This window comes from Dolichospermum circinale AWQC131C (assembly GCF_000426905.1).
GTDB lineage: Bacteria > Cyanobacteriota > Cyanobacteriia > Cyanobacteriales > Nostocaceae > Dolichospermum > Dolichospermum circinale.
The window spans coordinates 17,174-42,443 of record NZ_KE384609.1; the positions used below are offsets into that span (position 1 = coordinate 17,174).

The 25,270-nt window shown below is 37.9% G+C and carries 19 protein-coding genes; 8 read left to right on the plus strand and 11 right to left on the minus strand.

The window, feature by feature from the left end; translation table 11 throughout:
- Window positions 1-7: 7 nt before the first annotated feature.
- A complete protein-coding gene (locus ACIR131C_RS23910; protein ID WP_051347530.1) occupies window positions 8-2,665 on the plus strand; it encodes an ABC transporter substrate-binding protein in 2,658 nt (885 codons plus the stop codon).
- A 422-nt stretch (window positions 2,666-3,087) separates the two neighbouring features.
- Here ACIR131C_RS23910 and ACIR131C_RS22445 read toward each other — a convergent pair whose 3' ends face one another.
- On the minus strand, window positions 3,088-4,182 hold the full coding sequence (locus ACIR131C_RS22445) for an AI-2E family transporter (RefSeq protein ID WP_231395440.1): 1,095 nt from the start codon (window positions 4,180-4,182) through the stop codon (window positions 3,088-3,090).
- A gap of 91 nt (window positions 4,183-4,273) precedes the next feature.
- Here ACIR131C_RS22445 and ACIR131C_RS0110230 point away from each other — a divergent pair, with 91 nt between their 5' ends.
- Together ACIR131C_RS0110230 and ACIR131C_RS0110235 are read left to right on the plus strand one after the other, a co-directional pair.
- Window positions 4,274-4,654, plus strand: coding sequence for a hypothetical protein (locus ACIR131C_RS0110230; protein WP_028090110.1), 381 nt, complete (start codon window positions 4,274-4,276; stop codon window positions 4,652-4,654).
- Between the two features lie 279 nt (window positions 4,655-4,933).
- The gene (locus ACIR131C_RS0110235) at window positions 4,934-6,370 is read left to right on the plus strand and encodes an LCP family protein (protein WP_028090111.1); all 1,437 of its coding nucleotides are present in this window, start codon (window positions 4,934-4,936) and stop codon (window positions 6,368-6,370) included.
- Window positions 6,371-6,437: 67 nt separating this feature from the next.
- Here ACIR131C_RS0110235 and ACIR131C_RS0110240 read toward each other — a convergent pair whose 3' ends face one another.
- From ACIR131C_RS0110240 to ACIR131C_RS0110250, 3 genes are all read right to left on the minus strand, one after another.
- Window positions 6,438-7,100 (minus strand): methyltransferase type 11, encoded by a 663-nt coding sequence (locus tag ACIR131C_RS0110240; protein WP_028090112.1) that lies wholly within the window; start codon window positions 7,098-7,100, stop codon window positions 6,438-6,440.
- Window positions 7,101-7,334: 234 nt separating this feature from the next.
- On the minus strand, window positions 7,335-8,774 hold the full coding sequence (locus ACIR131C_RS0110245) for a GTP-binding protein (RefSeq protein ID WP_028090113.1): 1,440 nt from the start codon (window positions 8,772-8,774) through the stop codon (window positions 7,335-7,337).
- An 88-nt stretch (window positions 8,775-8,862) separates the two neighbouring features.
- A complete protein-coding gene (locus tag ACIR131C_RS0110250; protein WP_231395441.1) occupies window positions 8,863-9,726 on the minus strand; it encodes a carbohydrate-binding family 9-like protein in 864 nt (287 codons plus the stop codon).
- Between the two features lie 366 nt (window positions 9,727-10,092).
- On the opposite strand from ACIR131C_RS0110250, the gene ACIR131C_RS22450 reads away from it, so the two are divergent.
- On the plus strand, window positions 10,093-11,301 hold the full coding sequence (locus ACIR131C_RS22450) for a DUF362 domain-containing protein (protein WP_051347531.1): 1,209 nt from the start codon (window positions 10,093-10,095) through the stop codon (window positions 11,299-11,301).
- A gap of 59 nt (window positions 11,302-11,360) precedes the next feature.
- Here the strand turns inward: ACIR131C_RS22450 and ACIR131C_RS0110260 are convergent, their stop codons facing one another.
- The 5 genes from ACIR131C_RS0110260 to ACIR131C_RS0110280 all read right to left on the minus strand — a co-directional run bounded on the left by ACIR131C_RS0110260 (window position 11,361) and on the right by ACIR131C_RS0110280 (window position 17,265).
- Window positions 11,361-12,290, minus strand: coding sequence for an SMP-30/gluconolactonase/LRE family protein (locus ACIR131C_RS0110260; protein ID WP_196811750.1), 930 nt, complete (start codon window positions 12,288-12,290; stop codon window positions 11,361-11,363).
- Window positions 12,291-12,468: 178 nt separating this feature from the next.
- Window positions 12,469-13,233: an ABC transporter ATP-binding protein gene (locus ACIR131C_RS0110265; protein WP_028090116.1), complete on the minus strand. Its 765-nt coding sequence runs from the start codon at window positions 13,231-13,233 to the stop codon at window positions 12,469-12,471.
- 300 nt (window positions 13,234-13,533) lie between these two features.
- Window positions 13,534-14,751, minus strand: coding sequence for an ABC transporter permease (locus ACIR131C_RS0110270; protein ID WP_028090117.1), 1,218 nt, complete (start codon window positions 14,749-14,751; stop codon window positions 13,534-13,536).
- 22 nt (window positions 14,752-14,773) lie between these two features.
- The gene (locus ACIR131C_RS0110275; RefSeq protein ID WP_028090118.1) at window positions 14,774-16,255 is read right to left on the minus strand and encodes an efflux RND transporter periplasmic adaptor subunit; all 1,482 of its coding nucleotides are present in this window, start codon (window positions 16,253-16,255) and stop codon (window positions 14,774-14,776) included.
- A 404-nt stretch (window positions 16,256-16,659) separates the two neighbouring features.
- On the minus strand, window positions 16,660-17,265 hold the full coding sequence (locus ACIR131C_RS0110280; RefSeq protein ID WP_028085330.1) for a hypothetical protein: 606 nt from the start codon (window positions 17,263-17,265) through the stop codon (window positions 16,660-16,662).
- Window positions 17,266-17,461: 196 nt separating this feature from the next.
- Between ACIR131C_RS0110280 and ACIR131C_RS0110285 the strand changes: the two genes are divergently transcribed.
- Together ACIR131C_RS0110285 and ACIR131C_RS0110290 are read left to right on the plus strand one after the other, a co-directional pair.
- The gene (locus tag ACIR131C_RS0110285; protein WP_028085329.1) at window positions 17,462-18,058 is read left to right on the plus strand and encodes a hypothetical protein; all 597 of its coding nucleotides are present in this window, start codon (window positions 17,462-17,464) and stop codon (window positions 18,056-18,058) included.
- A gap of 369 nt (window positions 18,059-18,427) precedes the next feature.
- On the plus strand, window positions 18,428-18,868 hold the full coding sequence (locus ACIR131C_RS0110290) for a DUF4332 domain-containing protein (protein WP_028090119.1): 441 nt from the start codon (window positions 18,428-18,430) through the stop codon (window positions 18,866-18,868).
- Between the two features lie 21 nt (window positions 18,869-18,889).
- Here the strand turns inward: ACIR131C_RS0110290 and ACIR131C_RS0110295 are convergent, their stop codons facing one another.
- A complete protein-coding gene (locus ACIR131C_RS0110295; protein WP_028090120.1) occupies window positions 18,890-19,504 on the minus strand; it encodes a TetR/AcrR family transcriptional regulator in 615 nt (204 codons plus the stop codon).
- Between the two features lie 135 nt (window positions 19,505-19,639).
- On the opposite strand from ACIR131C_RS0110295, the gene ACIR131C_RS0110300 reads away from it, so the two are divergent.
- Entirely contained in the window at window positions 19,640-21,217 is a 1,578-nt protein-coding gene (locus ACIR131C_RS0110300; RefSeq protein WP_028090121.1) for a M16 family metallopeptidase, read from the plus strand.
- Between the two features lie 110 nt (window positions 21,218-21,327).
- The gene (locus ACIR131C_RS0110305; RefSeq protein WP_028090122.1) at window positions 21,328-22,833 is read left to right on the plus strand and encodes a M16 family metallopeptidase; all 1,506 of its coding nucleotides are present in this window, start codon (window positions 21,328-21,330) and stop codon (window positions 22,831-22,833) included.
- A 95-nt stretch (window positions 22,834-22,928) separates the two neighbouring features.
- Here the strand turns inward: ACIR131C_RS0110305 and ACIR131C_RS22455 are convergent, their stop codons facing one another.
- A complete protein-coding gene (locus ACIR131C_RS22455) occupies window positions 22,929-24,350 on the minus strand; it encodes an ammonium transporter (protein ID WP_035371814.1) in 1,422 nt (473 codons plus the stop codon).
- Between the last annotated feature and the right edge of the window lie 920 nt (window positions 24,351-25,270).

The window sequence follows — 25,270 nt, forward strand, 5'->3', positions numbered from 1 at the left end:
TTAGAGCATGATTACTTCCAACCTTCACAGAAACCCATATATTATCGGTCGTCCCATTGACTACCGAGAGTCCCTGTTTGGCCGAGAAAGTATATTTAAGCTTGTTCAAGATTCTCTTGAACAGTCTCAACAATTACTATTGTTATACGGACAAAGACGTATTGGTAAATCATCTATCATCCTTAGTATTCCCCAACAATTGGCGGAAGTGAATGAGTTTGTTTTTGTTACCTTTGATTTATCATGTTACAGTCAGGATCCCTGGAGTAGTATTTTAGCAGCACTAGCTCAAGCAATCGTAGATAATTTAGAGCTAGAAACTAGCATATCACCACCCAAAACCACAGAATTAGAATTAGAAATTAATATCTTTGAACGTCAATTCTTACCGCAAGTTTATCAACAATTAGAAAACAAAAATTTAGTTTTACTGTTGGATGAATTTGATGCTTTAATTAGTCAAGATTTAGAATCATCGGCCATAGAATTAACAAAAAAGATTTTCCGCAGATTATCTGATATCACTAAAAGAAATAATAAATTATTTATAGTTATATCCATAGGAGAACATTTAGCAAGTACACTTAATATCCTGAAAATCTTTGAAGATGTACCTAAGATAGAAATTGGGTTATTAGATAAAGATAGTACGAAGGAATTAATTACGAAACCAGCCCAAGGTGTACTTGAATATGAAGAAGAAGCTATCAAAGCGATTTTCAATCTATCCGCAGGACATCCATATTGTACACAAATAATATGCTTTGCTATTTTCAGTAGAGCGCGAGAACAGAATAGTTTTAAAATTACTAGTGCAGACGTAGAAAAAATTGTAGATACAGCAATTGAAATCGGTGAAGCTGGTTTATCCTGGTTTTGGTGTGCTTTTTCTATTCCCGAACAAGTCGTTTTTTCCGCAATTGCACAAGCTCAAGAAACTGGAAAAAACTACTTAAAATTACTAGAAATTCAGGGAATTGACGCAAAAAATCAACTGATTAATCAAGCCCGAAAACAACTGTTAGACAATGGTTTTTTAGATGCAACCGGAGAAAAAATAAAAGTAGAATTGGTGCGTCGCTGGATTATAAAACGTTATCCCCTGCAAGATCAAATCGGTCAATTCCGTGAATTTGAGGAAAAAAAAATTCCTAACCAGAAAGAGATGATCCAACTACCAGAGATAGTTGAGAATATTGAGAATAATAACACAAGCAACATTATAACAAATCATAGCAATAGTCATACTGATATTTCTGCAAATATTTCTACAAAACGCCCATTAATGATTTTAACAGCAGTTGCAACTACCATGACAATTGCGGCTAGTATTTTTGTTGCTAGTTATACTAATTTCTCTCTACTAGATTCAAAAAGGGAATTAAAAATTTCTTCTTCTCCCACACCAGATTATGCACCAGATAATAATACAATTAGCCGAGGTGATAAAACATTATTTTCTAATATTAATAATCGCTTTCGTGACCAGGGTATTGCAGCCTTTAAAAATGGTAATTATCAAGAAGCAGTTAATTTCTTTCAACAAGCTGTCAAAGCAAATCCCTACGACCCAGAAGTATTAATTTACTACAATAACGCTCGCGCTAGTCAAAATAGTTCTTCCGTGAGTTTAGCAGTGGTTGTACCTATAGACAGCAAAACTAATAATGATAATGCTCAAGAAATATTACGTGGTGTAGCTCAAGCACAAAATCAATTTAATGATAATCAAGGCTCAAACGGTTTATTATTAAAAGTTGTCATTGCTAATGATAGTAATAACCCAGAGGAAGCAAAACAAGTAGTCCAGGAAATAGTCAAAGATGATTCTATATTAGGAGTAATTGGACATAATTCTAGCGATGTTACTAAAGCTGTAATACCAGAATATGAAAAAGCTGGTTTAGCGATTATTTCCTCTACTGCTACTAGTAATTTATTAAAAAGCTCAGTTTTCTTTAGAGTAGTTGATTCTGATGAAATTGCTGGAGAAAAGTTAGCTCAATATACTAATCGTCTAGGGTTTAAAAAAGTCGTGATTTTTAATAATCCTAACAGCACCTATAGCCAGAGTATCACAAAGGCATTTACAAATGAATTTAAAAAAATGGGAGGTAAGGTACTTCCTACAATTGATTTAAGTGACAAAGAATTTGATCCAAGAGAACAAGTTAGTATCAATAAATTTCAAGCGGAAGCTGCTATCTTGTTTCCAGATACAGAACACACTAATGCTACAATTGAGATTGCTAAAGCGAATGATGATAATTCTTTAAGTTTATTAGGTGGACACACTCTTTATAGCAATGATACCTTAATCAAAGGTAGAAAGGCTGTAGAGGGAATGATTTTATCAGTTCCTTGGTTTAGAGAAACTTCACAAGCAAAAGATTTTGCTGAAAAATCTGGAAAAAAATGGGGCGGAGCTATTAGTTGGCGGACTGCAACCAGTTTTGATGCAACCCAGGCTTTTATTCAAGCTTTATCAAAAGATAATACCCAAGATAATACCCGAAATAACGTATTAGAAAGATTACAAAAGGTTGAGCTTAACAATAATCAAACATCAGGTTATCCACTCAAGTTTACCAAAGGAAGAGAGCGTCAAGGACAATCTGTACTTGTAGAGGTTAAGGACGGGAAATTTACCATGATTATTCCATAGGACTTGGGTAAAATAGATAGTCGTTACCAAAATTGTAACCGTTGAGGATTGATCAAATTGGACATGAGATAGTGAACAAATAGTACATTATCAACATCTGACTGGACAAAGATGTAAAAATCAAAGCACAATAGAGGTAAAACATGAACCATAAGAAAATCAATCCTATCAAAAGCAATTTTTTACAACGACGCTATGGCGTAAGTTTAGGAAGAAGGTATGTTTTAGTGTCCGCTGGTGAGATGTTATTAAGTGTATTTAGTTACACCTCCGCCAACATAGGAAATTGAACCCTTATCACCTTGATTCTTTACGCCTTTGCGTCTTTGCATGACCCCTATTCGTAGCTTTGATCAGCAACCGCGATAAAATAAGTTAACCTACTATTTTCGCAAATTTTGCTGGTCTTATGGGTGTAGCTATTACGGACTAGTAAAAGATTTTTCTGGATCAAGATTCAGAACCGGGGGACGAATGGCGCTGATAATGCTTTTAATGACCACAGCACAGGGAACCGCTAAAATTACCCCCAAAAGTCCGCCAATTCTCGCTCCAGTCAAGACAGAAATTAAAATCCAAACGGGATTTAAACCAGTAAAACTACCTAAAATCCGGGGTGCGATCAGATTTTCCAGGATTTGCTGTACAATTACTGATGCTATTAATACTCTTATCCCCATACTCACATCTTGAAGTGAGACTAAAGAAGTTGTCAGGGCGATACCCACAGAACCACCAAAGGGGATAAGCGCCATAAGTCCAATCGTCAATCCAAATAATAACCCAAAAGGGACTTTTAACCACAAAAAGGCGGAAATGAGAGCAGAAGCCATACAGGTGGATAAGATTAATTGGGTAATAAAAAAATTTTGAAAGCTTAAACGAACTGTATTGGAAAAAGGATCACGAAATTTAGAAGGTAGCCATTGTACTAAACTTTCCCAAAGTTCGCTCCCGTGTTGTAATAAATAAAAGGTTAGTACCATTGTCAACAGGAAATCTAGTAAGCTGGTAACGGTGACTACAGCTAAATTTAAGACCTGTCCGGCTATGGACTGTAATTGTCCCTTAACGCGATCATTAATTTGTGTGGCTAAAGCATCTAAATTAATTGGCAAACCTGCGCTTTCTGCTTTATCATTGAGTATCATTAATTGAGAACGTCCTGAGTCAATTAATTCTGGTAGACGGGCTACCAGTTGTTGGGCTTGGGTCAACGCCAGAGGAAACAGGGTGACACCTAGAGCTAATAAAATGGATAATGCTGATAAAAAAACTAAGATAGCCACTTGTTCTCTTTTAGCTCCGTGGTTCTCCATCCAACTGACGGGGTAGTTGAGGAGAAAGGCTAGTACCGAAGCTCCGACTAAAATAACGATCAGGGAGTGAAAATAATCGAAAATTGTAGCAATAGCCCAACCATTGAGAACTAATAGGGGTGCAAGTAGGGCAATTGCTAAAAATCTTGCCAGTGGTGTCAGTGTTTGCCACCAAGTAAGTAGCTTTCGTGTTTGCATTTTTAGATAATTACACTATAGAACTCAAGGGATTTCTTCTTTACAGAATATTATCTCTAACTTGATGAGTTTTATTCACCATCTTTAGTTTATGATCACATCAACCACTATGGATAACCTGACAGTAAAAGATACAGATGCTCTGAAAACACAGTTAATTTTCTCCTTGATTCCTATTATCGGCTTTTTTCCCTCTCTGTGGACTCTGTATAACCGTCAGGGTAGTCGAGAACAACTGACTGTGAGCCGTCTATCTATCACTTTGGCTTTGATATGGATATTAAGTTATTTATTGTTAACTACTGGAGCAGCTGCGGATTTTTTGACACTGCGGTTGTTAATCCTCAATAGTTTCTTGACTTCTGGTTATTTTTTAGTCAGTCTTTGGTTGATTTTTCGGGTCATTCAAGGCAAATCTGCGCGTTTACCAGGATTTAGTAATTTGTCCGAGGAAGCATGGCGTAAGTATTAGAGATATAAAGGTAAAAATTGTCAAGGAGAGAATACTTGCATCAGGGATGTCTCTATACAACAGTGGCAAATGAGCCACATTTAATTTTTACCAGATGTCTATTTATTGGACTGAAATTTCTAATGGCAATGCAGTTAGTTGAAAATTATTGCATTGAGTTTAATTTAGTCCTTCGCCATAGCAAACTTAATCAAAAATTGGCTATCATAGTTTGATTTGTTTTAGATGTATTGAGTCGGCAAATTTACGTTATTCAAAATCGTAGGTGAGAGGAAGTCTGTGACTAGTCAAAAAACATCAGCAGCACAACAAAGATCCGCAAAAGCTAAATATAGGCGGAAAATTTCTCGCCCATCAAAATCGGGACGGTGGCTATGGTTTATAGTGGGTATGGGAGGAATTGCTATATTATCAGGGCTGGCAGGAGCGCTGTTAGCAGTTTCTTGGGAAAGTACACCTTTGCAACAAGCTCAACTTACTCCCCAGGAAGAAGCAGTATTTGATGGCGATCGCATCTCTGGGAATGGGTTACAATTTTCTCAATTAACCCGTCCTGTGAATATCCTCCTCATGGGTATGAGTGTACTACCCCCAGATGTACAAAACCCCCCCGTTGATAGCAAAAGTCTCGGTTATTTACCCCAAATTAATTCTTTTGACGGTCTTGCTGATGTCATGCTGTTGATCAAATTTGATCCAGAGACCAACAAAATAGTCATGCTCTCTGTTCCTAGAGATACCCGCACAGAAATTGAAGGCTACGGCATCAAAAAAATTAATGCTGCTAATGTGGAGGGAGGTCCGGCTTTAACAGCGAAAACCGTTAGTAATCTCTTAGGCGGAATCGGGGTAGATCGCTATGTACGCATTAATGTTTTAGGAGTTAGTAAGTTAATTGAAGCTTTGGGTGGGGTCAATGTTTATGTCCCCAAAGATATGAAATACCGAGATGATTCCCAGCATTTATATATTAATTTAAAGGCAGGTCAACAACATCTTAACGGTGAACAAGCGTTACAATTGTTACGTTATCGTCATGATGAATTGGGGGATATTGGTCGGATTCAACGTCAGCAAATGGTGTTACGGGCTTTAATTGAACAGTCTTTAAACCCGACAACTATTACTCGATTACCGGACATTCTGAATGTTGTTAAAGAAAATATTGATACCAACTTATCCGTTGAAGAATTAATAGCACTGGTGGGTTTTGGCTCAAAAACCAGTCGCTCAAATATGCAAATGTTAATGTTACCTGGACGCTTCAGTGAAAATCGTGAGTTTGATGCCAGCTACTGGGTACCAGATAGACGAGCTATTGGTAAACTAGTATCTCAGCACTTTGATTCAGAAGCAAAAACAGAACTACAGTCCAGTGATCCTAGTCGTTTGCGTGTAGCTATTCAAGACAGTACAGGGAGCGATAGCGAAGCACTCCGCAGGAATCGCTCACAGTTGCGTCCCCTAATTAGAACATTGGAAAAAGCCGGATATACCAATATTTTTATCTCTAAACCCTGGGGACAACCCTTAGAAGTAACTCACATTGTCGCCCAACAAGGAGACGGAAATAGTGCAGAATCATTACGTAGTCTCTTGGGATTTGGGGAAGTGCGCGTAGAAAGCACTGGTAATATTGGCTCAGATATTAGTATCCAGGTGGGTAAGGATTGGTTTCAAAACCAAGCCATTTTCCAAGATTCCTCTCATCCTTAATCACATTTATCTCGTTCCCACTCTGGAGACTGGGAACGAGAGACACCACACAAGCTATCAGTCAGCCCTAATTAACTTTTTCCAACACAACACAGCTAACAGAAATATCTTTGAATAGCCATAGAGCATATTTTAGAGAATCAACCCAACGCAATGGTTGGTAAATGGGTAACATAAGTCGAATCAACATCGCTAGTGTATACAATATGGGAGTAGTAGTAGTTGATTGTACTAAATAACCTCCTGGGAGAATTTCCCCATTGACAATTTTGAAATCGGGAAACAGGCTACTTAATTCCTGGATATTGGGTCGAAACATTGTATCAATAGGATCGCAGTGATAGGGATATTGATAGGGAACTGTCACAAAAAGATAGCCATTTTTAGGGACAATAGAGCTAATAATTTTACTGATTTCTTCTCTGTTATTGATGTGTTCCAATAGGTTAGAACAGATAACAGATTGAATATTCATTTCTGAAAGTTGCTTTAAAAAATCAACGTTGCATAAGTCTCCGACGAGATCAACACCTATATCATTTTTTATGTCCGTATGAATTACTGAGTAGCCTTTACTTCTTGCGGGTTTGAATAATAACTCATCAATCCAGGGTTGTTCTTGTTCTCTAAATTTTTTGTTAGAACTACCAATATTCAGCATAGGGAATACACTGTTAGGATTGAGAGAATAGATAATATTTGCTAACCACTTAGCTTCTTCTCTGAACATAATGATTTAATATCATGTAATTTGATTATCTTAAACGAAAATCAGTTTGTAAGTAGGTGAGCGGAAAAAAACCGACATACAGCACTTACTGGTGTTATGAGGTACATATCTAGCGGGCAAGATGCCCGCACCACAAGAGTTTCATGATTCAACTTTATACCTTATCAGAGCGAAAAACGCTGTAGTTTGTATAATAGCGTATCCCTGACGGGAAGCGAACTTTTAAAACATCCTCTAATTTGAGATTTTTTTTCTCAGTTTAACTTTCGTCAATAATTCATCTTTAATGCGGTTTAAAATCGAAGTTTCATTTAAAGTTGAGAGAATTTGCTTAACTACTGCTTTTGGTCCATCTGGTCCCCAATTTGCACCATTTGCTAAATAAGCTTTAGTAACTTGTCCGATACCATAAGAAGAGACACCAGCTACTCCGGCTTGAGTCATAGCTATGGATAAATAGGGACCAATTGTCATTCCTGCGGTAGCCGTTGTTGAGATTCCTAACAAAGTTTTTAAACCACTTAAACCAAGATTTGCGAATAGTTCACTAGCACCAATACCACCCATACTCACAGCGATTTTTTGCAATAATTTAACAGCACCATTTTCTGTCATAGGGATACCATAAAGTTTAGATAAACCTAAAATTAAAGAAATATCTATAATGACAGCACTTAATATATCAACCACTGTAACAGGATTGAGGGCGATCGCCAATGCCTTAGTAATTACTGCTTTCCAAATCAACTGATTAGCATTTTCTTCCCTAATTATTAATTTTCGTTCTATCAATTGCTCATTCACATGATCAGCATAAAGCATAGTATTTAAAGCCACTAAAGCCTTACCTTCACGGTGGAGAACTTCCAAAATTTTTAATTTTAGTTCTTCAACTTGCGACTTACCTTTTTGTAATCTTACACTTCTAGTACCATCAGAATTTTGTACTGCAATTCTCACCAATGGAGCAGCGGAAGCCATGACAATTTCTGCTGGTGAAAGTAATTCTCGTACCCTATCATCTCGAATTTTTTTGTAAATTGTAATTCTGTCAGTTTCAGGATATTGATCAACTTTATTAAAGACCAAAATTATCGGTTTACCTACTTCTCGTAATTGAGATAAAGCTAGTTGTTCAACTTTAGTCATATCTCCTGCAATCACAAACAGAATTAAATCAGCTTGTTTAGCAATTTGTTCAGCCAAAGCGGCGCGAGTTTCACCGTCTACCTCATCTAATCCAGGAGTATCAATTAATTCCACTTGAGATTGGCCGTTGCTAGGTAATGTAGCTTTCAAAGTTCCCAAAACTTCTTCACTAATACTCCAATTTACCATTTGAGCATCACGAGTTACACCATGTAAAGGACCAGTAACAAAAACCTCTTCTCCCACTAAAGCATTAAGAAGAGAAGATTTACCACGTCCTACCATACCAAAAGCAGCAATTTGGACTACCATGCTTTCTAATTTATCTAGCATAGTTTCCAAATCGTGAATTTCAGCTTCTAAACCTAATTTTTCCCCAGGAGAAAGATCCAGATTATTCACTAAGTTTCGTAATGCGGTTTTGGCCTGTTTGTAATTAAGTTCTGCTTGAATATCGTCAAAGGTAAAAATGGCACTGTCTAGTTCTTCTTCCCAGTTGGGTATAGATTCGGGTATAGTATTCATTTTGAGGAACACAAAATATTGGTCATAGACGTTCAATGGGTAGGGATTCTCGGCTCTACAATCTTTACCTATTTTGCCAAAATTTATTTTATCTTTGCCAAAATGGACTCTCCATTCTTAAAAATACCATACGACCAAAATCTTCGGGGACATGAAATTGGGGGTCTGGAGTTTGGCTGGGAGACCATTGGCTGTGCTGTGGATTTGTTTTACCACCTAAGCGGTTCAGGTTGAGATGCCAAATTTCTCCTGATTTGGCTGGTGTATTCTTAGCTACCTTAGCAAAATTGCTGAAGGGAATCGCCGCTTCTAAAATCCAATATTTATCTGTATCACTGTCGTCATTTAGCGTCCCGACAATTGAGGTAGCAATTTTTATGCCTTCACCATTCCATTCGGAGGTGAATGGCCGTACTGGACCTTGAGGATGAAATTGATCTAGAAATGCCCCCCGCACGTTCATTTCAATATTAAAATAGACCTGGGGTTTATCTACATTCGGTGCTGTAAACACTTCTACACAATCGTCCTTATAAACTGCACTATCACGCTGAGTTTGTTCTGCCCAAATATGTGCATCTTCAACAATAAAAGATACATATAAATTATCATTATCCCACAGCAATTTACTGACTGTTTGTTCCTGCTTCCCCGATTTCCACCAGGGAAATTTGAATTTCCCTAGATCCGGCGCTGCTGTCCATCCTGGCTCATCTAATTTACCATCAATGATTATTGGTGTACTTGTGTGAAAAATAGTATAAAACGGTTGGTTACGTGCAAATGCTGTCAGGGAGAAAGAAAGTATAAATAATATAACTAATATAAATAATAGAGATAAAAAAACATCATTGAGTGTTTTTTTGTATTTAAAATTTTTCAATTGTTTCATAGTAATTAGGGCTAGGGACTTAAACACCGTAGAAATTAACCACATAGTCTGTACTAACAAATAAAATCCCGTTATTTTAAACTGTTGGCAACTACCTTTGGATAGATAGTAATCTCTTGCTAATTGTGTAAGAATCAAGCCTGATTATTTGACAATCTCAAAGCCAATTTTTCGTGTTGCGAATGAGTGCGTCAATAATGAGTTTTTCGTTTGAGTTTTGAGCTTTAAGCAAGAAGATCAAATTCCCGTGTCATGAGGTACAGATATTAATGATAAAACTCTTGTGGTGCGGGCATCCTGCCCGCTAATGTTGTATCTGAGTCAGGTCAATGTTGTAATTTCAAAAAACTACGTTTTTCAAGGTAGAAACCCCTTATTGCTAATCTTCGCTAATTTCACCCCAATCAGATATCTGGTTTTTAAAGTATGAGTAACTTTTCTGATAACTTATTAAACATTAACCGCCGTCAGCTTTTATTAGGAACACTCTCAGTAGGGGCGGGTAGTGTGATGGGAATATTCCACAAATTTTCTCTGGCAACAGCTACACCAGTAGTTTCACGATTAGGTATCCCAGGTTCCTTCCCCGGACGGGTTGTGGAAGTCGGGCATATTGAATCTGTAGTTAATGGTGAATTTCGTCGTGAACCAGTTCGCCAGATGGTTGCCCGTGGCATGATGGAGTTAACAGGTGCAGCAGATAATGTCAGTTCCTGGCGTTCCATGTTTGAGCGTGGGGATGTAGTAGGAATTAAGGTGAACCCAGTGGGCGCACCCCTGGCTATCTCTAATCATGTCTTAATTTATGAAGTCGTTGATGGATTGAAGTCTGCTGGTGTTAAACCGCAAGATATAATTATTTTTGATCGCTATGGCGATATGTGGGCTAAAGCTGGCTACCAAAAACATCTCCCTGATGGTGTGCGGGGTGGAGGTGCAGTAGAAAAGTATGACGATGTTCAACTTGATATCAAGGGATACGATCCAGAAGTTTACGCCTATATGGAACTTATTGATCCCAAACTTCATGACCCCAAAGATGATCGTACCCGGCGATCGCATCTTTGTAATATAGTCTCCAAGCAAATTAACAAATTAATTAATATTCCTGTACTCAAAGATCATGGTTCCGCTGGTATCACTGGTGCTTTGAAGAACCTCTCCCATGGACTAGTTAATAATGTCGCCCGCAGTCATGCCAAACCGGAAACTAACGCCTGTAATATTTTCATTCCTACCATCTGTTCCCTCCAGCCCATTCGAGAAAAGACTGTGCTTAACATTATGGATGGATTGGTAGGAGTGTATCAAAAGGGACCTTTTGGTAAAAAGGATTCGCCCTATACTTGGCCTTATCGCTCCCTGTTCTTTGCTACGGACCCAGTAGCCATGGATCGCATTGAGTGGCAAATCATTGATGCCAAGCGTGTTGCCATGAATCTACCTCCTGTGGCCAAAACCGGGAGAATGGGAGTCCAAGCTTCAGCCAAGCAAACAGGTATTACGGGAGGAACAACCTTGGAGGAAGAAGGATTTGATATGCGTCAGCCCCAGCATATAATGATTGCTACTGCATTGGGTTTAGGGGTTGCAGATATTGAAAAAATCAACCACGTCAAGATTAGACTGGCCTGAATCCACTTTCACCAGAAATGTGAACCTACCTTAACCCAACCTACGAATCAAGGATTTTTTCAATTAGCATTTTTAGCGCGATGCCGCATTTTCCAAGACCTGCCCGGATGTTCGACTTGAAAGGTCTCTATATTGCCTTTATCGGCTATAGTCACAAAGCAAGTGCGTCCATCCTGGCCTCCAAAGTCAAGGTTGGTTGGTTTTTGACCAATGAGTGGGATAGTTTTGAGGATTTTTCCTTCGGGAGACATTTTCACAACTTCTCCTTTGCCCCAGCGGGTGATATACAGGTTTCCCATGATATCGCTACGCATTCCATCCAAACCACCATCGGAAAATTGATGTAGTAGTCTTTTGTGACTTACTTCACCTTTTGAATTTAAATCATACACCCAAACTCTAAGTTGCTTAGTTTCGTTAACGTAAAGTTTGGTCTGATCTGGTGACACTTCAATGCCGTTGGTCGTTCCCATATTTTTTTCCAACAGTTCAGTTTTACCATCTTTATTGATACGCCACAACTGACCCGTACCCTCTTTCCAATTGGGATCACTGGCAAAGAGAATATCATTGTCCATAATAGCCAAATCATTTGGTTGATTCATTTTGGGTTCATCAGCAAACACACTGATTTTGGCCTCTGGAGTGATTTTCAGCACCTTGTGTCCTGTATAGTCAGCGACAAACATCTCATCTCGACGGTTAAACCGAATACCATTAGCGGTACTACCCTTGGGCATATTAACAAATAAGCTGCTAACCCCATCTGGAGTAACCCGACCAATCGTTTCCTTTTGTCCAAAGCTCACAGCATATAAATTTCCATTTTTATCAACAGCAGCCCCCTCAATCTGAGCGGTAAATGTTCCCTCCTTAGTGAAGGCGCGACTTTGGTAAGGCCTGATCGCTAGGGAACTGGATAGGAAACATAACCAAATCGTTCCCATAATCCCAGGGATAACTTTCCATCTGGCAATATTTAACCGCAATTAGAACCTTCCTCATCATATTAGACCTATCCAAAATATAATCCAGGGACAAAAAAATGGTAGAAGGTAAAACAGTATTGTTGATTAAGCAGATGAATTTTAGTCTTACGCAAAGGTAAGAGTTTTAAAAAAAGGTTCAATTCTAGAATTTCATACCTCAATTCAACAATACCAAAATTTAAGATATAACAACCTGATGTAATTCATTGGGAGTAAGATGAGAATGAACAACTTCACCATCACGAAACCAAACAATGCGCTTAGTTTGGCGCGCAACTTCTGATTCATGGGTGACGATAACAACAGTAATCCCACTGCTATTAAGTTCACTAAATAAATCTAATACTTCTTGAGTTGTATGAGAATCAAGTGCGCCGGTGGGTTCGTCAGCCAGGAGAACAACGGGACGGTTGACAATGGCGCGAGCGATCGCTACTCTTTGTTGTTGTCCTCCTGATAATTGGGTAGGTTTATTATTGAGGCGTTTTTCTAAACCGACCTTGATTAATGCTTCTGTGGCTCGTTCTTTTCTTTCCCCAGGTTTAACACCAGCATATACCATTGGTAACATGACATTTTCTAAGGCTGTTAATTGGTTTAATAAATGGAATTGTTGAAAGACAAACCCTAATTTTTTATTACGAATATGCGCCAATTCTGTATCACTCATTTGCGCGACATTCAAATTATCTAAATAATAACTTCCCTGACTAGGACGATCTAAACAACCGATAATATTCATGGCTGTGGATTTCCCCGAACCAGAAGGACCCATTATCGAACAATATTCACCTTTTTCTATCACCAAATTCACTTGATTAAGTGCTTTAACTTCTATATCTCCAATTCCATAAACTTTAAAAATATCCTCTAAACTGATAATTGCTGATTCTGGTGCAGATTGAGGAACATTCGTATCATTAAAAGTCAGAGTATTAGCCATAAAGATTTATCCTCATGTAGATTGTTATTGTAACGTATAGATTGCTGTTTGTGTGAATTTTACAGCAAGTTGAGCTTGAGTGAGGTACACTTTGTGCGGGCAAGATGCCCGCACCACAAGAGTTTTATCATTAATATCTGTACTTCATAATACCGGGAACTGCTGTAATTAAAAATGCGATGACTAGAACACCGATTATGTAATCTACAAGATGGCGATTTTATGTAGGGGCAAATCCCCCGTGGTTGCTCTGATAATTGGTAGTTAAACCGATACCAGATATGTAATTTTCAATTATTTTTACGCCGTTCTTAGTGCTACCATAGGATCAAGTTGAGCCGCGCGACGAGCCGGAACTACACCGAAGAATAAACCAATAGCACCAGAAACACTCGCAGTTAAAAGAACTGCTGCTGGGGAAATTGTAGATTGAAAAGGAGTAAATATTCCCACTAAAATGATGCTACCACCCCCTAAAATAATGCCGATTAAACCACCAGTTACTGATAATATCACGGCTTCAATCATAAATTGCAGAAGGATGTCCTGTTGGGTTGCACCAATAGCTTTCCGCAGTCCAATTTCTTGAGTACGTTCAGTCACAGAAACTAGCATAATATTCATAATCCCAATCCCACCCACAAATAAGGAAATACTAGCTATTGCAGCTAACATTATTGTCAATCCTCCGGTAATTGAATTACTGATTTCTAAGAGGTTTTTTTGGGTTTGAATGGTAAAATCATCTTCGCGGGTAATTTTGTGCCGACGACGCAGTAAATTTGCCATTTGAAACTCTGCTGCTGATATACTATTTTCATCCTTCGCTGATACAGAAATCATAGCAATATTAATACCAAAAGGGGATGTTCTCCCCACTAAACGACTAAACATGGTATTAATGGGAATATAAACGGTATCATCATTGTTACTCCCAAAGGAAGAACCTTTGGCTACGGTTAAACCAATTACTTGAAAGGTAGTATTTTGAATGCGGATTTTCTGACCCAGAGGATTTTGATTATCAAATAGTTTATTGGCTAAATCTGGACCTAATATTGCTACTCTTTTACTCCGTTTAATATCGAAATCATTAAAAAACCTACCTTCTTTAATTTCTAAATTACGAACTGTGGGATAATTAGGTGTAGTACCGATCACCGTACTTGTTGTATTTATATTGCGATAAGTGATTGTAATTCGGTTATTAATCTCTGGAGCAACTTCTTTGACTGCGCGGACTTGTTTAGCTATTGCTTTAGCGTCTTGTAAAACCAAAGTTCTCGGTACTCCTGTTACTCTACTGCGAGTTCCTGGACTACCGGGAATAACAAATAAAGTATTAGGTCCCAAGGACTGAAATTGCTTATTTGTAAATATTTTTGCTCCTTCTCCAATCCCAATCATACCAATAACTGAGGCATTGCCAATAATAATTCCCAACATAGTTAAACTACTTCGCAACTTATTAGCTAATAAGGTGGTAGTTGCCATTTTAAAGCTTTCTAAAATGTCCATAATTTGTGCTGAATTTTTATGTTTAATTTTTATTTTCTTTGCTCGATTCTGTTTTACCTTTTTCCTTCGTTTTAGGTAGATCAATAAATATCCTATCTCCGGCTTTAAGACCATCTAAAACTTGAACTTCGTTATCAATATTCGCACCAATTCTGACTAGATTAAACTCAGGTTGATTTTTTTCACCTAATAACCACACTCCAGTTTTTCCCTTGCGAGTAACAATTAACTCCTGGGGAATTAATAGGGCATTTTGGATGTTATTACCAACAAATGTCACTTCACTCACATTCATTCCTGAACGCAGTTTTTCAGACCCTTTATTAACAGTAACCCGCACCTGAAATGAGGTGACATTTTGCTCAACTACCGCTTCAGGAGCAATCAAACGCACTTGTCCATGAAAAATTTCATCGGGATAAGCATCAACGGTAATTTCTACTTTTTGTCCTTGTTTAATTTGGGATATATCTACTTCAGGAACATTTGCTAAAACTTCTAATCCTTTAGCTAAAGCTACTATAGAAGTTGAGGTAGCAGAAGCACTACTGGAAGCAGAAACAGCAGGACTAACAAAACCCCCCACTGTCGCGTATCTTTGAGTAATAATGCCTGCAAAAGGAGCGCGGATAATTGTATCTTCTAATTGTACTTGTTGTTGTTTTAATTGAGCTTCTGCACTAGCTACTGCTGCTTTTAATCTGGCAATTTCTTCAGGACGATTACCATTTTCTAATTTTCTTAAAGCTTCCTTTTCCTGATTAACTATTGCTTGTTGTTTTTGAATATCTTGGTTACGGTTGCCAATTTTCAGTAAGGATAATCGTTTTTTAGCTTCTTCTAAATTGGCTTTTGCTTTTCTATTTTCACTGATATATTGTTCTAAACTATCTTGAGAAATTGCTCCATTTTTTGCTAAATCTTGATAACGTTTTAAACGTGATTCAGTTAATTCCACAGCAGCTTTTGCCGAGTCTACTTGAGCCTGTGCTTGTTGAATTTCCTGTAAACGATTCCCCTCACGGATAATCGCTAATTGAGCCTGTGCTTGGGCTACACGGGCTTTTCCTTGGGCAATTTCTTCGGTACGACTTCCCGCTAGGCTTTCCGCTAATTGCGCTTTTGCCTGTTCTAAATTAGCTTTGTATTGGATAATTCGCATTTTAATTTCCGAATTATCCATGCGGGCAATTATTTGTCCTTTCTTAACTTTGTCTCCCTGTTCAACATTTAAATCTGCCAACAGTCCAGAACTTTTAGGACTAATATTAACGCTTTGAATTGGTTGGATTTTACCACTAGCAGTAATGCGGACAGTTATATCTCTTGCTGCCACTGGGACAGTCAATTTAGTTATATCTGGTGGTTTATTTCCTTGCTGGATGGTTTTAATAGTGGCTGTTGTTCCTACAATTAAAGCACCACTGGCAATTAAACCAATTAACCAACGTAATGGATATTTAACTTTTTTGCCAATTAAGGGAATTTCTATGTAAAAAATCATGATTAAAAAAGTTAAGGAACAAAAATTAGCGAGTCTATTTTATAGACAAAACTTGATGACAATCATTTGATTTATGTAATTCATCATCTGATGGGGTGAATTTTTTATTTTTTGGTTTTTTATCCTCCTGTTGACTATAATATCATAGTTATCTGTGATTAGTAAACATGACTTAATCTCCTATTTTAGCAACTTATTTACTAAATTTTGTGATCATTTCTCTGGGGAACTATTTAAAGGATGGTGAATTTGTTCTATAATCTCAATTCCTTTTGTACTTGTAGTTATGGATCAAGAGGTAAGCAAGACGATATCAGAAGTTAAAACTGGGAATTTTTTAGCATTGCTTACATTTATTCTATTGCTCGATAATAAATAGTGCTATTTTAGCATAAAATATAAATTCAATTTTCGTTTAAATAAATAGCCCGAATATCAGCAGGTAATTTAGCTTCTAACATTCGATAACTCTCTTCCAGACAACTGGTAACTTCACTCAGAGAAATTTCTTCTCCTTCAGCTTGTAAATAAGCAGCAATTTTAGTTTCATTCCAGTGGAATCTTTGTGCCATTAAGATCATTAAACGTGATCTTGGTGGTAGTTGATCTAATGCTTGTTCTACATAGCACCATAGTGGTGGTGAAGTATTCTCAAGGGAATAATGAATAGTTTCTGTTGGTGGTAGTTCAATCTTGTTAATATAGAAACTGGTCATATTAATTAACCAGTTTTGTAGGGTTAAGCCGTCCTGTGAACTTAAATCTAGTTTACCTAATTGATAAAATATATGTCGCCATATCAGAGCAAACAAATAATCAGCTTGTACAGGCGATCGCGCCGAATGCCAACTTAAAGTATATAATATTGAGCTATAACGGCAAAAAATCACGGTAAAATATTTACCGGAATCTGGATATTGTTGAAACAAAGTCAGTAATTCTTGATCACTGTGATCAAATAGTGACTTTACCAATGGGTGATTAATGTGAGGAAAGTAGGGAATTTGCACAATCTCTAGATTAGATAACTGTTAAAATATACTAGGGAATAGTTAAAGGCTGCTGAATAATATTTGCAAATCAGTGAAATAGACTCAGATCAGACTACTAGATTATTGATAAACTAGAAACAAGGACTTAATGTTAGTCTTGATAGACGCTATTAGAAGCGGCTACTTTATACCAATATTTTGATACTGTTTGTTCATGGTTATAGAAGCTAGTTCCATAATGTTCCTGCTAAGTCCACTAACTTTAGGGTCATTCTTGCCTTCCCTGCCCTTGGATAGCCTATTCTCCACCCAAGGGATTATGATTATGCTGCTGGCGGCTTACGCTGGTGCTATGTGGATGTTTCTGAGTAGCGCTCCTAAAGTTTATACTGTTATGGTATCAGATTTAGAAGTTGCCCGACAGTTGTATGAAGGATTGTTAGATTTGCCCGTAGCGGAAGTACCTTTGCACTATTATTACAATTATGAGCAAACCATTGGTGCAACAAGTATTGACCCCCTGTATATGTCTGCTAGTCCTAGTTGGTCTAACAGTACCATGAATCATGGACAGGACGGGCTGTGGTATCAACTGAAAAAAAATACTCAATTACATATTATCACAGGTGCTAGTTTAGGCACAAAAGATCAACAGCGTCATGTTTGTTTTGATCATGAGTGTCTAGAATTAATTTTAATGCGAGTAGAAGTGCGGGGTTTAAAATTCAAAATTCGTAATCAAAAACCCTTGAATTTTCTAGTTAAGGATTATGACGGACGGGTAATTGAAATGGCTGAAGTTGCTAATTAGTTGTAGTGAGGTGGGTAATGCCCACCTCACTATAAAGTAAGTAGGTTGGCGTGAAAAATTGTCGTTATGACAAGGGAATAGGGAACAGGGAATAGGGAACAGGGAACAGGGAACAGGTTTTGGACAACTTTACTTTTCGTTACTTATGTTGTTTTTTTTCCGTTCACCTACTTATTTCAAGTATTTAGTTTAAATATTAATTATTTCTGTGCTGCTAATTCTTCCTGATGTTTGTTAACTTATCAATAAAGTCAATGATGCCGGACTAAAGAAAGATGGCGATTTGATCAAAGTGTTATAATGGAAGGGAGAGAATCTAGATAAATTCTAAATTTTTAGATAAATAAACCCATAGTAAAAGCTGAAAAAATGACCATTAACCGTGCAAATAATAGAAGTTTACTGCAAAAATCCGATTGGCCTGTTAAAGATCTACCAGGATTAAGCCTAGAAGAACAAGCTCAACTAAAGAATTGTGGTATCAATACCACAGAAGAACTAATTACAAGAGGAAAAACTCCAGAAGAGAGAATAATATTAGCGGGTAAATTGCAGGTAGATCTTCATTCTGTGAATAAATGGGTAGTTTTAGCAGGTTTAGCCCGTGTTCCCAGTGTAGGGACTCAATATTGCGGTATGTTACTTCACGCTGGTGTTATTTCCATAGCCCAATTAGCGCAAACTCCCACTCACAGATTGCATAGACAAGTTATGCGTTTGCAAGTATCAACATTGCACAGCCGGGATTTATGTCCAGCAGTTGAGTTAGTGCAACAGTGGAGTCATGAAGCGCAAGCCATGGGTAATTAGTTAGTAGTAATTGGTAATTGGCTATTCCTTTGCTAAAACGCCATTCAGAAAGATATCCGCCAACCCTTCCGCCACTTTTTGCATTTCTTGGGGGGAGGCGTTGGGTTCTATGAGGGTGTGATCAGCAAAACCAGCGATCGCAAATAAACCTAAAAATACTTTAGCACCAAGTTTGGCATCTATTTGACGATAGATGCCTTTATCTATTGCTGTTTGAAAAAATGCTTCAGCCACATCTGTCATTTTATCAATAACTTCGGTTTGAATGCGATCGCGCAAATCTGGATGAAATTGCACTTCCATAAAGCAAACACGCATAATGTCGGCGTTTTTTTGTAAATTCCACATCCGACGATGCATAACTTGGGCTATAGCCTTATAACTACCCATTTCGCTGAGTTCTGTGAGTAAATCGGTGAGAATATCCACCCAGCCATTAGTGGCGACTTCCACCAAAATTGCTTTTTTATTGTCAAAATAACGAAAGAGAGTTCCTTCGGCTACTCCTGCGGTTTGTGCTAAATCACGGGTTGTAGTTTTCTCGAATCCCTTGGTAGCAAACAATCGTTGTGCTGCTTGCAAAATTCGGGCGCGGGTCTGTGCTTCTGATGATGGCGGGGAATTAAAAATTCGCATAGTATTTTGATATCTTCAAAATAGGATTGGTAGCCTTATTGTGCAACGCGGCATGGAGAAATTGCAAAAATCTTCATAGAAGGTTAACTCTCTGTGTGTCTTTCCAGTCATGTAAACTTACCTTAACTTTTGCTTATGCACCAGACAATCTTAAATTTGCTGACCGCTGGCGTGAAAAAGTCCCCATTTCGTTCTCTATTAGCCACTAGTTTAGCGTTGATAGTCTTGGCTTGGGGGTGGATACCAGAAATGGCCATAGCCTTGCAACAGCCTCAAAATTCCATTCAGCCTTACCTAGAACAAGTAATTAATCGTTTAACGGAATTTCGTCTGGATAATGGATTAAAATTCATTGTTTTAGAAAGACATCAAGCCCCAGTGGTTTCCTTTTTAACCTATGCTGATGTGGGTGGTATTGATGAACCAGATGGACAAACCGGTGTAGCCCACTTTTTAGAACATTTGGCCTTTAAAGGCACAAAGCGCATCGGTACTAAAGACTACAAAGCCGAAGCCCCACTGCTGGAAAAATTAGAAAAGTTGGATAACCAAATTAAAATCGCCAAAGCGGAGAATCAAAAAGAGGAAATAGCCCGGTTAGAAACCGAGTTTAAATCAGTAGAATCCCAAGCCCTAAAATTAGTTAAACAGAACGAAATGGGGCAAATTGTCGAACAAGCTGGAGGTGTGGGTTTAAATGCTACTACATCCTCAGAAGCTACCCGCTATTTTTATAGTTTTCCTGCGAATAAATTAGAATTGTGGATGTCTTTAGAATCTGATCGATTTTTAGATCCTGTCTTTCGAGAATTTTATAAAGAAAAAGAAGTAATTTTGGAAGAAAGACGCTTACGAGTAGAAAATTCTCCTATCGGTCAGATGATAGAAAAATTCATAGATGCTGCTTTCAAAGTTCATCCTTATAGAAGGCCAGTAATTGGTTATGATCAGGATATTCGCAACTTAACACCGGAGAATGTGAGGAAGTTTTTTAAAGCTTATTATGCTCCTAGTAATTTAACTATTGCTATTGTGGGAGATGTCAACCCCAATGAAGTCAAAAAACTAGCGAAAACTTACTTTGGACGTTATCAAGCTAAACCTAAACCCCAACAAAAACTACCAATAGAACCTCAGCAAACTGCGACTAGGGAAGTTACTTTAGAATTATCTACTCAACCTTGGTATTTAGAGGGTTATCATGTTCCAGCTATTACCGATCCTGATCATGCAGTTTATGAAATCATCGGTAGTTTAATGAGTGACGGGAGAACATCAAGACTTTATAAGTCCTTGGTGGAAAAACAAAATTTAGCTTTAAATGCGGAAGGTTATAGCGGATTTCCTGGGGATAAATATCCCAATTTAATGTTCTTTTATGCCCTAACATCTCCAGGAAAAACAGTAGATGAAGTAGCGATCGCTTTAAGGCAAGAAATTGATAAATTGAAGACTGAACCTGTATCTGCGGTGGAATTAGAACGATTAAAAACTAAAGCTAGAGCGTCTTTATTACGCAGTTTAGATTCTAATTCAGGTATGGCAGAACAGTTGTTAGAATATGAAGTTAAAACCGGTTCTTGGCGTAATTTGTTTTTGCAATTGGATAAAATTGCAGCGGTGACTTCTGAAGATATTCAAAGAGTAGCCCGTACTACTTTTACGCCAGAAAATCGCATTGTTGGTAAGTTGTTGTCAAAACAACCAGGGTGAAATTTGAGGTTTTATTTCACGCAGAGTCGCAGAGAGGAAGGGTTTGAAAATCTCTCTTTAGGAAATTAGGGAAAGCTATGCTAAAAAAATTGAAAATAGAGAAGAAGGATATGTTGAGGTTTGATTTGAAAAACAAAAAATTTCAGTTTTCTAGGGGACAACGATTTGTTTTTACTTTGGTAGTGGTTGTTGCTTGTTTCTTTGTAAATTTGAATTTTTCTTGGGCAGGAACGACAGCAAAGTATTACAATGAATTAAAGTTTCCCCCGGTTGCGGCGGTTAAGTTACCCAAGTATGAACGGTATGTACTCAAAAATGGTTTGGTAGTTTATTTGATGGAAGATCATGAGCTACCATTGGTCAGTGGTACAGTTTTGGTAAGAACAGGTAGCCGTTGGGAAGCAGCCCAAAAAACTGGTTTAGCTGGTTTGGTGGGTTCTACTTTGCGCAGTGGTGGAACTCAAAAACATTCCCCAAATCAGTTAAATGAGATTTTAGAACAACGAGCCGCAGCGGTGGAAACAGATATGGGGGAAGCTGTTGGTAGTGTGAGTTTTGAAGCTCTCAAGGAAGATTTAGAAATGGCTTTTGGGCTGTTTACTGAGGTATTACGTGAACCGGCGTTTGCTCAAGATAAGTTGGATTTGGAAAAAACTCAAATTCGTGGTGATATTTCTCGTCGCAATGATAGTCCTAATAGTATCGCCAGTCGAGAGTTTAAAAAGCTAATTTATGGCAAAAAAAGCCCTTATGCGCGTACAGTTGAATATGCAACTCTTGACCAAATTTCTCGTGATGATTTACTCAAGTTCTATCAGCAATATTTTCACCCCAATAATCTCATTTTAGGCATTGTTGGCGATTTTAATCCTGAAAAAATGCGATCGCTGATTCAAGCCAAATTTGGTGACTGGAAACCAAGTCCTGAAATTACTAAAACCCAATTACCACAGGTCACTCAAGCTAATTTAGGTGGGGTATATTTTGTTAATAAACCTCAACTTACCCAAAGTAGTGTTTTAATTGGTCATTTGGGTGGAAAATTCAATAGTCCTGATTATCCAGCTTTGGATGTTATGAATGGTATTTTAAATGGTTTTGGCGGACGTTTATTTAATGAGTTGCGATCGCGTCAAGGTTTAGCTTATTCTGTATATGGTGTCTGGAACCCCCGTTTTGACTATCCTGGAATGTTTATTGCTGGAGGACAAACTCGCACGGAAACTACAGTTCAATTCATCAAATCACTACAAACGGAAATCAAGCGTTTACAAACTGAAAATGTCACGACTAAGGAATTAAATAATGCTAAAGACTCCACACTAAATTCCTTTGTTTTCAACTTTGAAAATCCTAGTCAAACCCTATCTCGGTTAATGCGATACGAATATTATGGTTATCCCGCTGATTTCTTATTTCGCTATCAAAAAGCCGTTGCTGCTACTACAGTAGCAGACGTTAAACGGGTAGCACAGAAATATTTGAAACCAGAAAATTTAGTTACTTTAGTAGTAGGAAATCAAACTGGAATCAAACAACCATTAACTAGTTTAGCCACGAAGGTAACAACCATAGATATTACCATCCCCGGTAGTCAGCCAGCAGCCCCTCAATAAAAAAATCTCCGACTTCTCAAAGAAGTCGGGGATCTAAATTTCTGATTTTTAATTTCGCAACTACGGGTTAACTTGAGGATTTCTAGAGTATTTTTTTACTCTTGTAGAAACTCCTCATGATCATAAACATCAGGCCAAACAGTTGCACCGTGTTCATACTTATCAATCCCAATCTTATCAGCTTCACTATTAACACGCAGCCTACCAATAAAATTAAGTACACTAAACATGACAAATGCGAAGACAATAGTAAAAACTGATACTGCAACTACACCCAAAATCTGCACACCCAACAAGTCAAAACCGCCACCCAAAAACAGACCAGCTTTTTTATTCAAAGTCAATTCTGGTTGACCCAAAAAGCCTACTGCTAGTGTACCCATCATACCATTAATACCATGAACAGCAAATGCTCCCACAGGGTCATCAATTTTGCATGATTCAATAATATCAATACCGAAAATTACTAAAATTCCACCTGTTAAACCAATCAAAACCGCAGCCCAAGGCGCGATAAAAGCACAACCGGCGGTAATACCTACCAACCCTGCTAAAGAACCATTCAGACAATAGGCTAAATCCCATTTACCTGAACCTTTGTATTGATAAAATAAGGATGCTAAAGCTCCAGCACCAGCGCCTAATGTAGTATTCAGAGTAATCAAACCAATTAAACCAGTATTAGCAGTACCCAGGGTTGAACCAGGGTTAAAACCATACCAGCCAAACCAGAGAATCATAGTTCCCAAAGTCGCCAAACCTAAGTTATGGGCGGGAGGAATTTTTCCCCAAGTAGTACGTCCGGGACGAGGTCCTAGTAAATAAGCACCGACTAAGGCTGTCCAACCCCCAACGGTGTGAACTGCGGTACTACCAGCAAAGTCATGAAAGCCCATTTTCCCTAACCAGCCACTGGAGTTCCATATCCAATGAACGACAAGGGGATAGCTAAATGCCGCCATAATACCACTGTAGATTAAGTCGCCAACAAAGTCTGTTCTTCCTGCCATTGCCCCAGTAGTAATTGTACTGGCAGTAGCCGCAAAGGCAAACTGGAAGAAAAACAAGGTGTAAGCATTGAGTTGGGAGGCTATTCCTGGCACGTTACCATTGCTAAAAGCACCGTCAACGGGTAATTGACTTAAGAAAAAGGTGTCTGTACCAATGAACCCACCACTACTTGTGCCAAAAGCAATTCCAAAGCCTACAGCCCACCATACTAAAATGGTGAGGGCAGCATCAATAAAGTTTTCTAATAGGGCATTAACTACACCTCTTTGACGCAGTAAACCTGCTTCTAACATCGAAAACCCGGTCTGCATGAAGAATACTAAAAAGCCTGTGAGTAATACCCAGGTAGTATCAACAGAAATTTGTAATTGTTTGGTTGTCGCGTCTAAGGACTCTAGTGTTACCGGGTCTGCGGCCTGGACAACTGTAGGCGCGAAAATCGCCAATACCATTGAACCTATAGCCAGTGCTAAAAGGCGATAAAAAGGGCGGATACGTTTATTCATTCGTGTTTTTGTGTAATTAAGGCTGGACTTTTATGGTTAGTCATATCAGCATTTGCTTTGATACTCATATCATAAGCAAGAAAAAAATACTGTTACCTTAGATACAAAAGACTTAATTTATTGGTTAATTTTATCTGTCACACCTATGTATATAGGTCACACTTATTTATGCAGGTTTTATCCCTTGGGTGGAGAAAATTGGTAACTATTTAAGACTTGACAAATCCCAAAATTTATATTATGCTTATGTTATGGGTGGAAAATCGTGCGCCCATATATATAAGTTTTTTAAACACTAACCTGATTACATAATTATTTTTGACTTCATTCTGTAAATTTCAATATCTCGGATATCCTAATTCACATAATTTGATCTATTAAGACTTGACAAAGCTTCGGATTTGTATTATACTTGTATCATGGCCTTTCCCATTCAAGTGAGGTACAAGCAGTAATAATTGAACGCAGATGGACGCAGATAAACGCGGATAATTTTGTACTTCATTAGACTGGGAAATACTATAATATTGGGGAAATAGTATTGAGCTTAAATAACAGAAATATTGTCAGATATAGTTAAACCTAATTATCCATGTCACAATTGAAGCGTAAAATTTTCTAACTACGCCAAATAGACTAGATGATTCACTTATCTACGGGAATCAGAAATTAATTGGAGATAGTTCTTCCTTATCAAGATAAGGATAACATATTCAAAGTTCTTTGTCAACACCATAAAACCTTTTTTTTGGCGTTTTTTCGTTTTTACTGAAATTTCTATATTCTCAAGGGGGATATTGGGATAAATCTCACTGTAATTACTGTAATTATGATATGGTTTCAAAAAACTGTGTCTGACTGACTAGATAGTTCACTTACCTATACCAGTGATTAATTGTAGTAGGACTTACGCAAGATTC

What these genes read in the sequence shown, in the direction of transcription:
- ACIR131C_RS0110285 (WP_028085329.1), top strand. Translation starts at nt 17,462, where the DNA reads ATGGTTATAGAAGCTAGTTCCATAATGTTCCTGCTAAGTCCACTAACT.
- ACIR131C_RS22455 (WP_035371814.1), bottom strand. Translation starts at nt 24,350, where the DNA reads ATGAATAAACGTATCCGCCCTTTTTATCGCCTTTTAGCACTGGCTATA.
- ACIR131C_RS22445 (WP_231395440.1), bottom strand. Translation starts at nt 4,182, where the DNA reads ATGCAAACACGAAAGCTACTTACTTGGTGGCAAACACTGACACCACTG.
- ACIR131C_RS0110240 (WP_028090112.1), bottom strand. Translation starts at nt 7,100, where the DNA reads ATGTTCAGAGAAGAAGCTAAGTGGTTAGCAAATATTATCTATTCTCTC.
- ACIR131C_RS0110305 (WP_028090122.1), top strand. Translation starts at nt 21,328, where the DNA reads ATGTTGAGGTTTGATTTGAAAAACAAAAAATTTCAGTTTTCTAGGGGA.
- ACIR131C_RS0110295 (WP_028090120.1), bottom strand. Translation starts at nt 19,504, where the DNA reads ATGCGAATTTTTAATTCCCCGCCATCATCAGAAGCACAGACCCGCGCC.
- ACIR131C_RS23910 (WP_051347530.1), top strand. Translation starts at nt 8, where the DNA reads ATGATTACTTCCAACCTTCACAGAAACCCATATATTATCGGTCGTCCC.
- ACIR131C_RS0110300 (WP_028090121.1), top strand. Translation starts at nt 19,640, where the DNA reads ATGCACCAGACAATCTTAAATTTGCTGACCGCTGGCGTGAAAAAGTCC.
- ACIR131C_RS0110270 (WP_028090117.1), bottom strand. Translation starts at nt 14,751, where the DNA reads ATGGACATTTTAGAAAGCTTTAAAATGGCAACTACCACCTTATTAGCT.
- ACIR131C_RS0110290 (WP_028090119.1), top strand. Translation starts at nt 18,428, where the DNA reads ATGACCATTAACCGTGCAAATAATAGAAGTTTACTGCAAAAATCCGAT.
- ACIR131C_RS0110230 (WP_028090110.1), top strand. Translation starts at nt 4,274, where the DNA reads ATGATCACATCAACCACTATGGATAACCTGACAGTAAAAGATACAGAT.
- ACIR131C_RS0110265 (WP_028090116.1), bottom strand. Translation starts at nt 13,233, where the DNA reads ATGGCTAATACTCTGACTTTTAATGATACGAATGTTCCTCAATCTGCA.
- ACIR131C_RS0110245 (WP_028090113.1), bottom strand. Translation starts at nt 8,774, where the DNA reads ATGAATACTATACCCGAATCTATACCCAACTGGGAAGAAGAACTAGAC.
- ACIR131C_RS22450 (WP_051347531.1), top strand. Translation starts at nt 10,093, where the DNA reads ATGAGTAACTTTTCTGATAACTTATTAAACATTAACCGCCGTCAGCTT.
- ACIR131C_RS0110275 (WP_028090118.1), bottom strand. Translation starts at nt 16,255, where the DNA reads ATGATTTTTTACATAGAAATTCCCTTAATTGGCAAAAAAGTTAAATAT.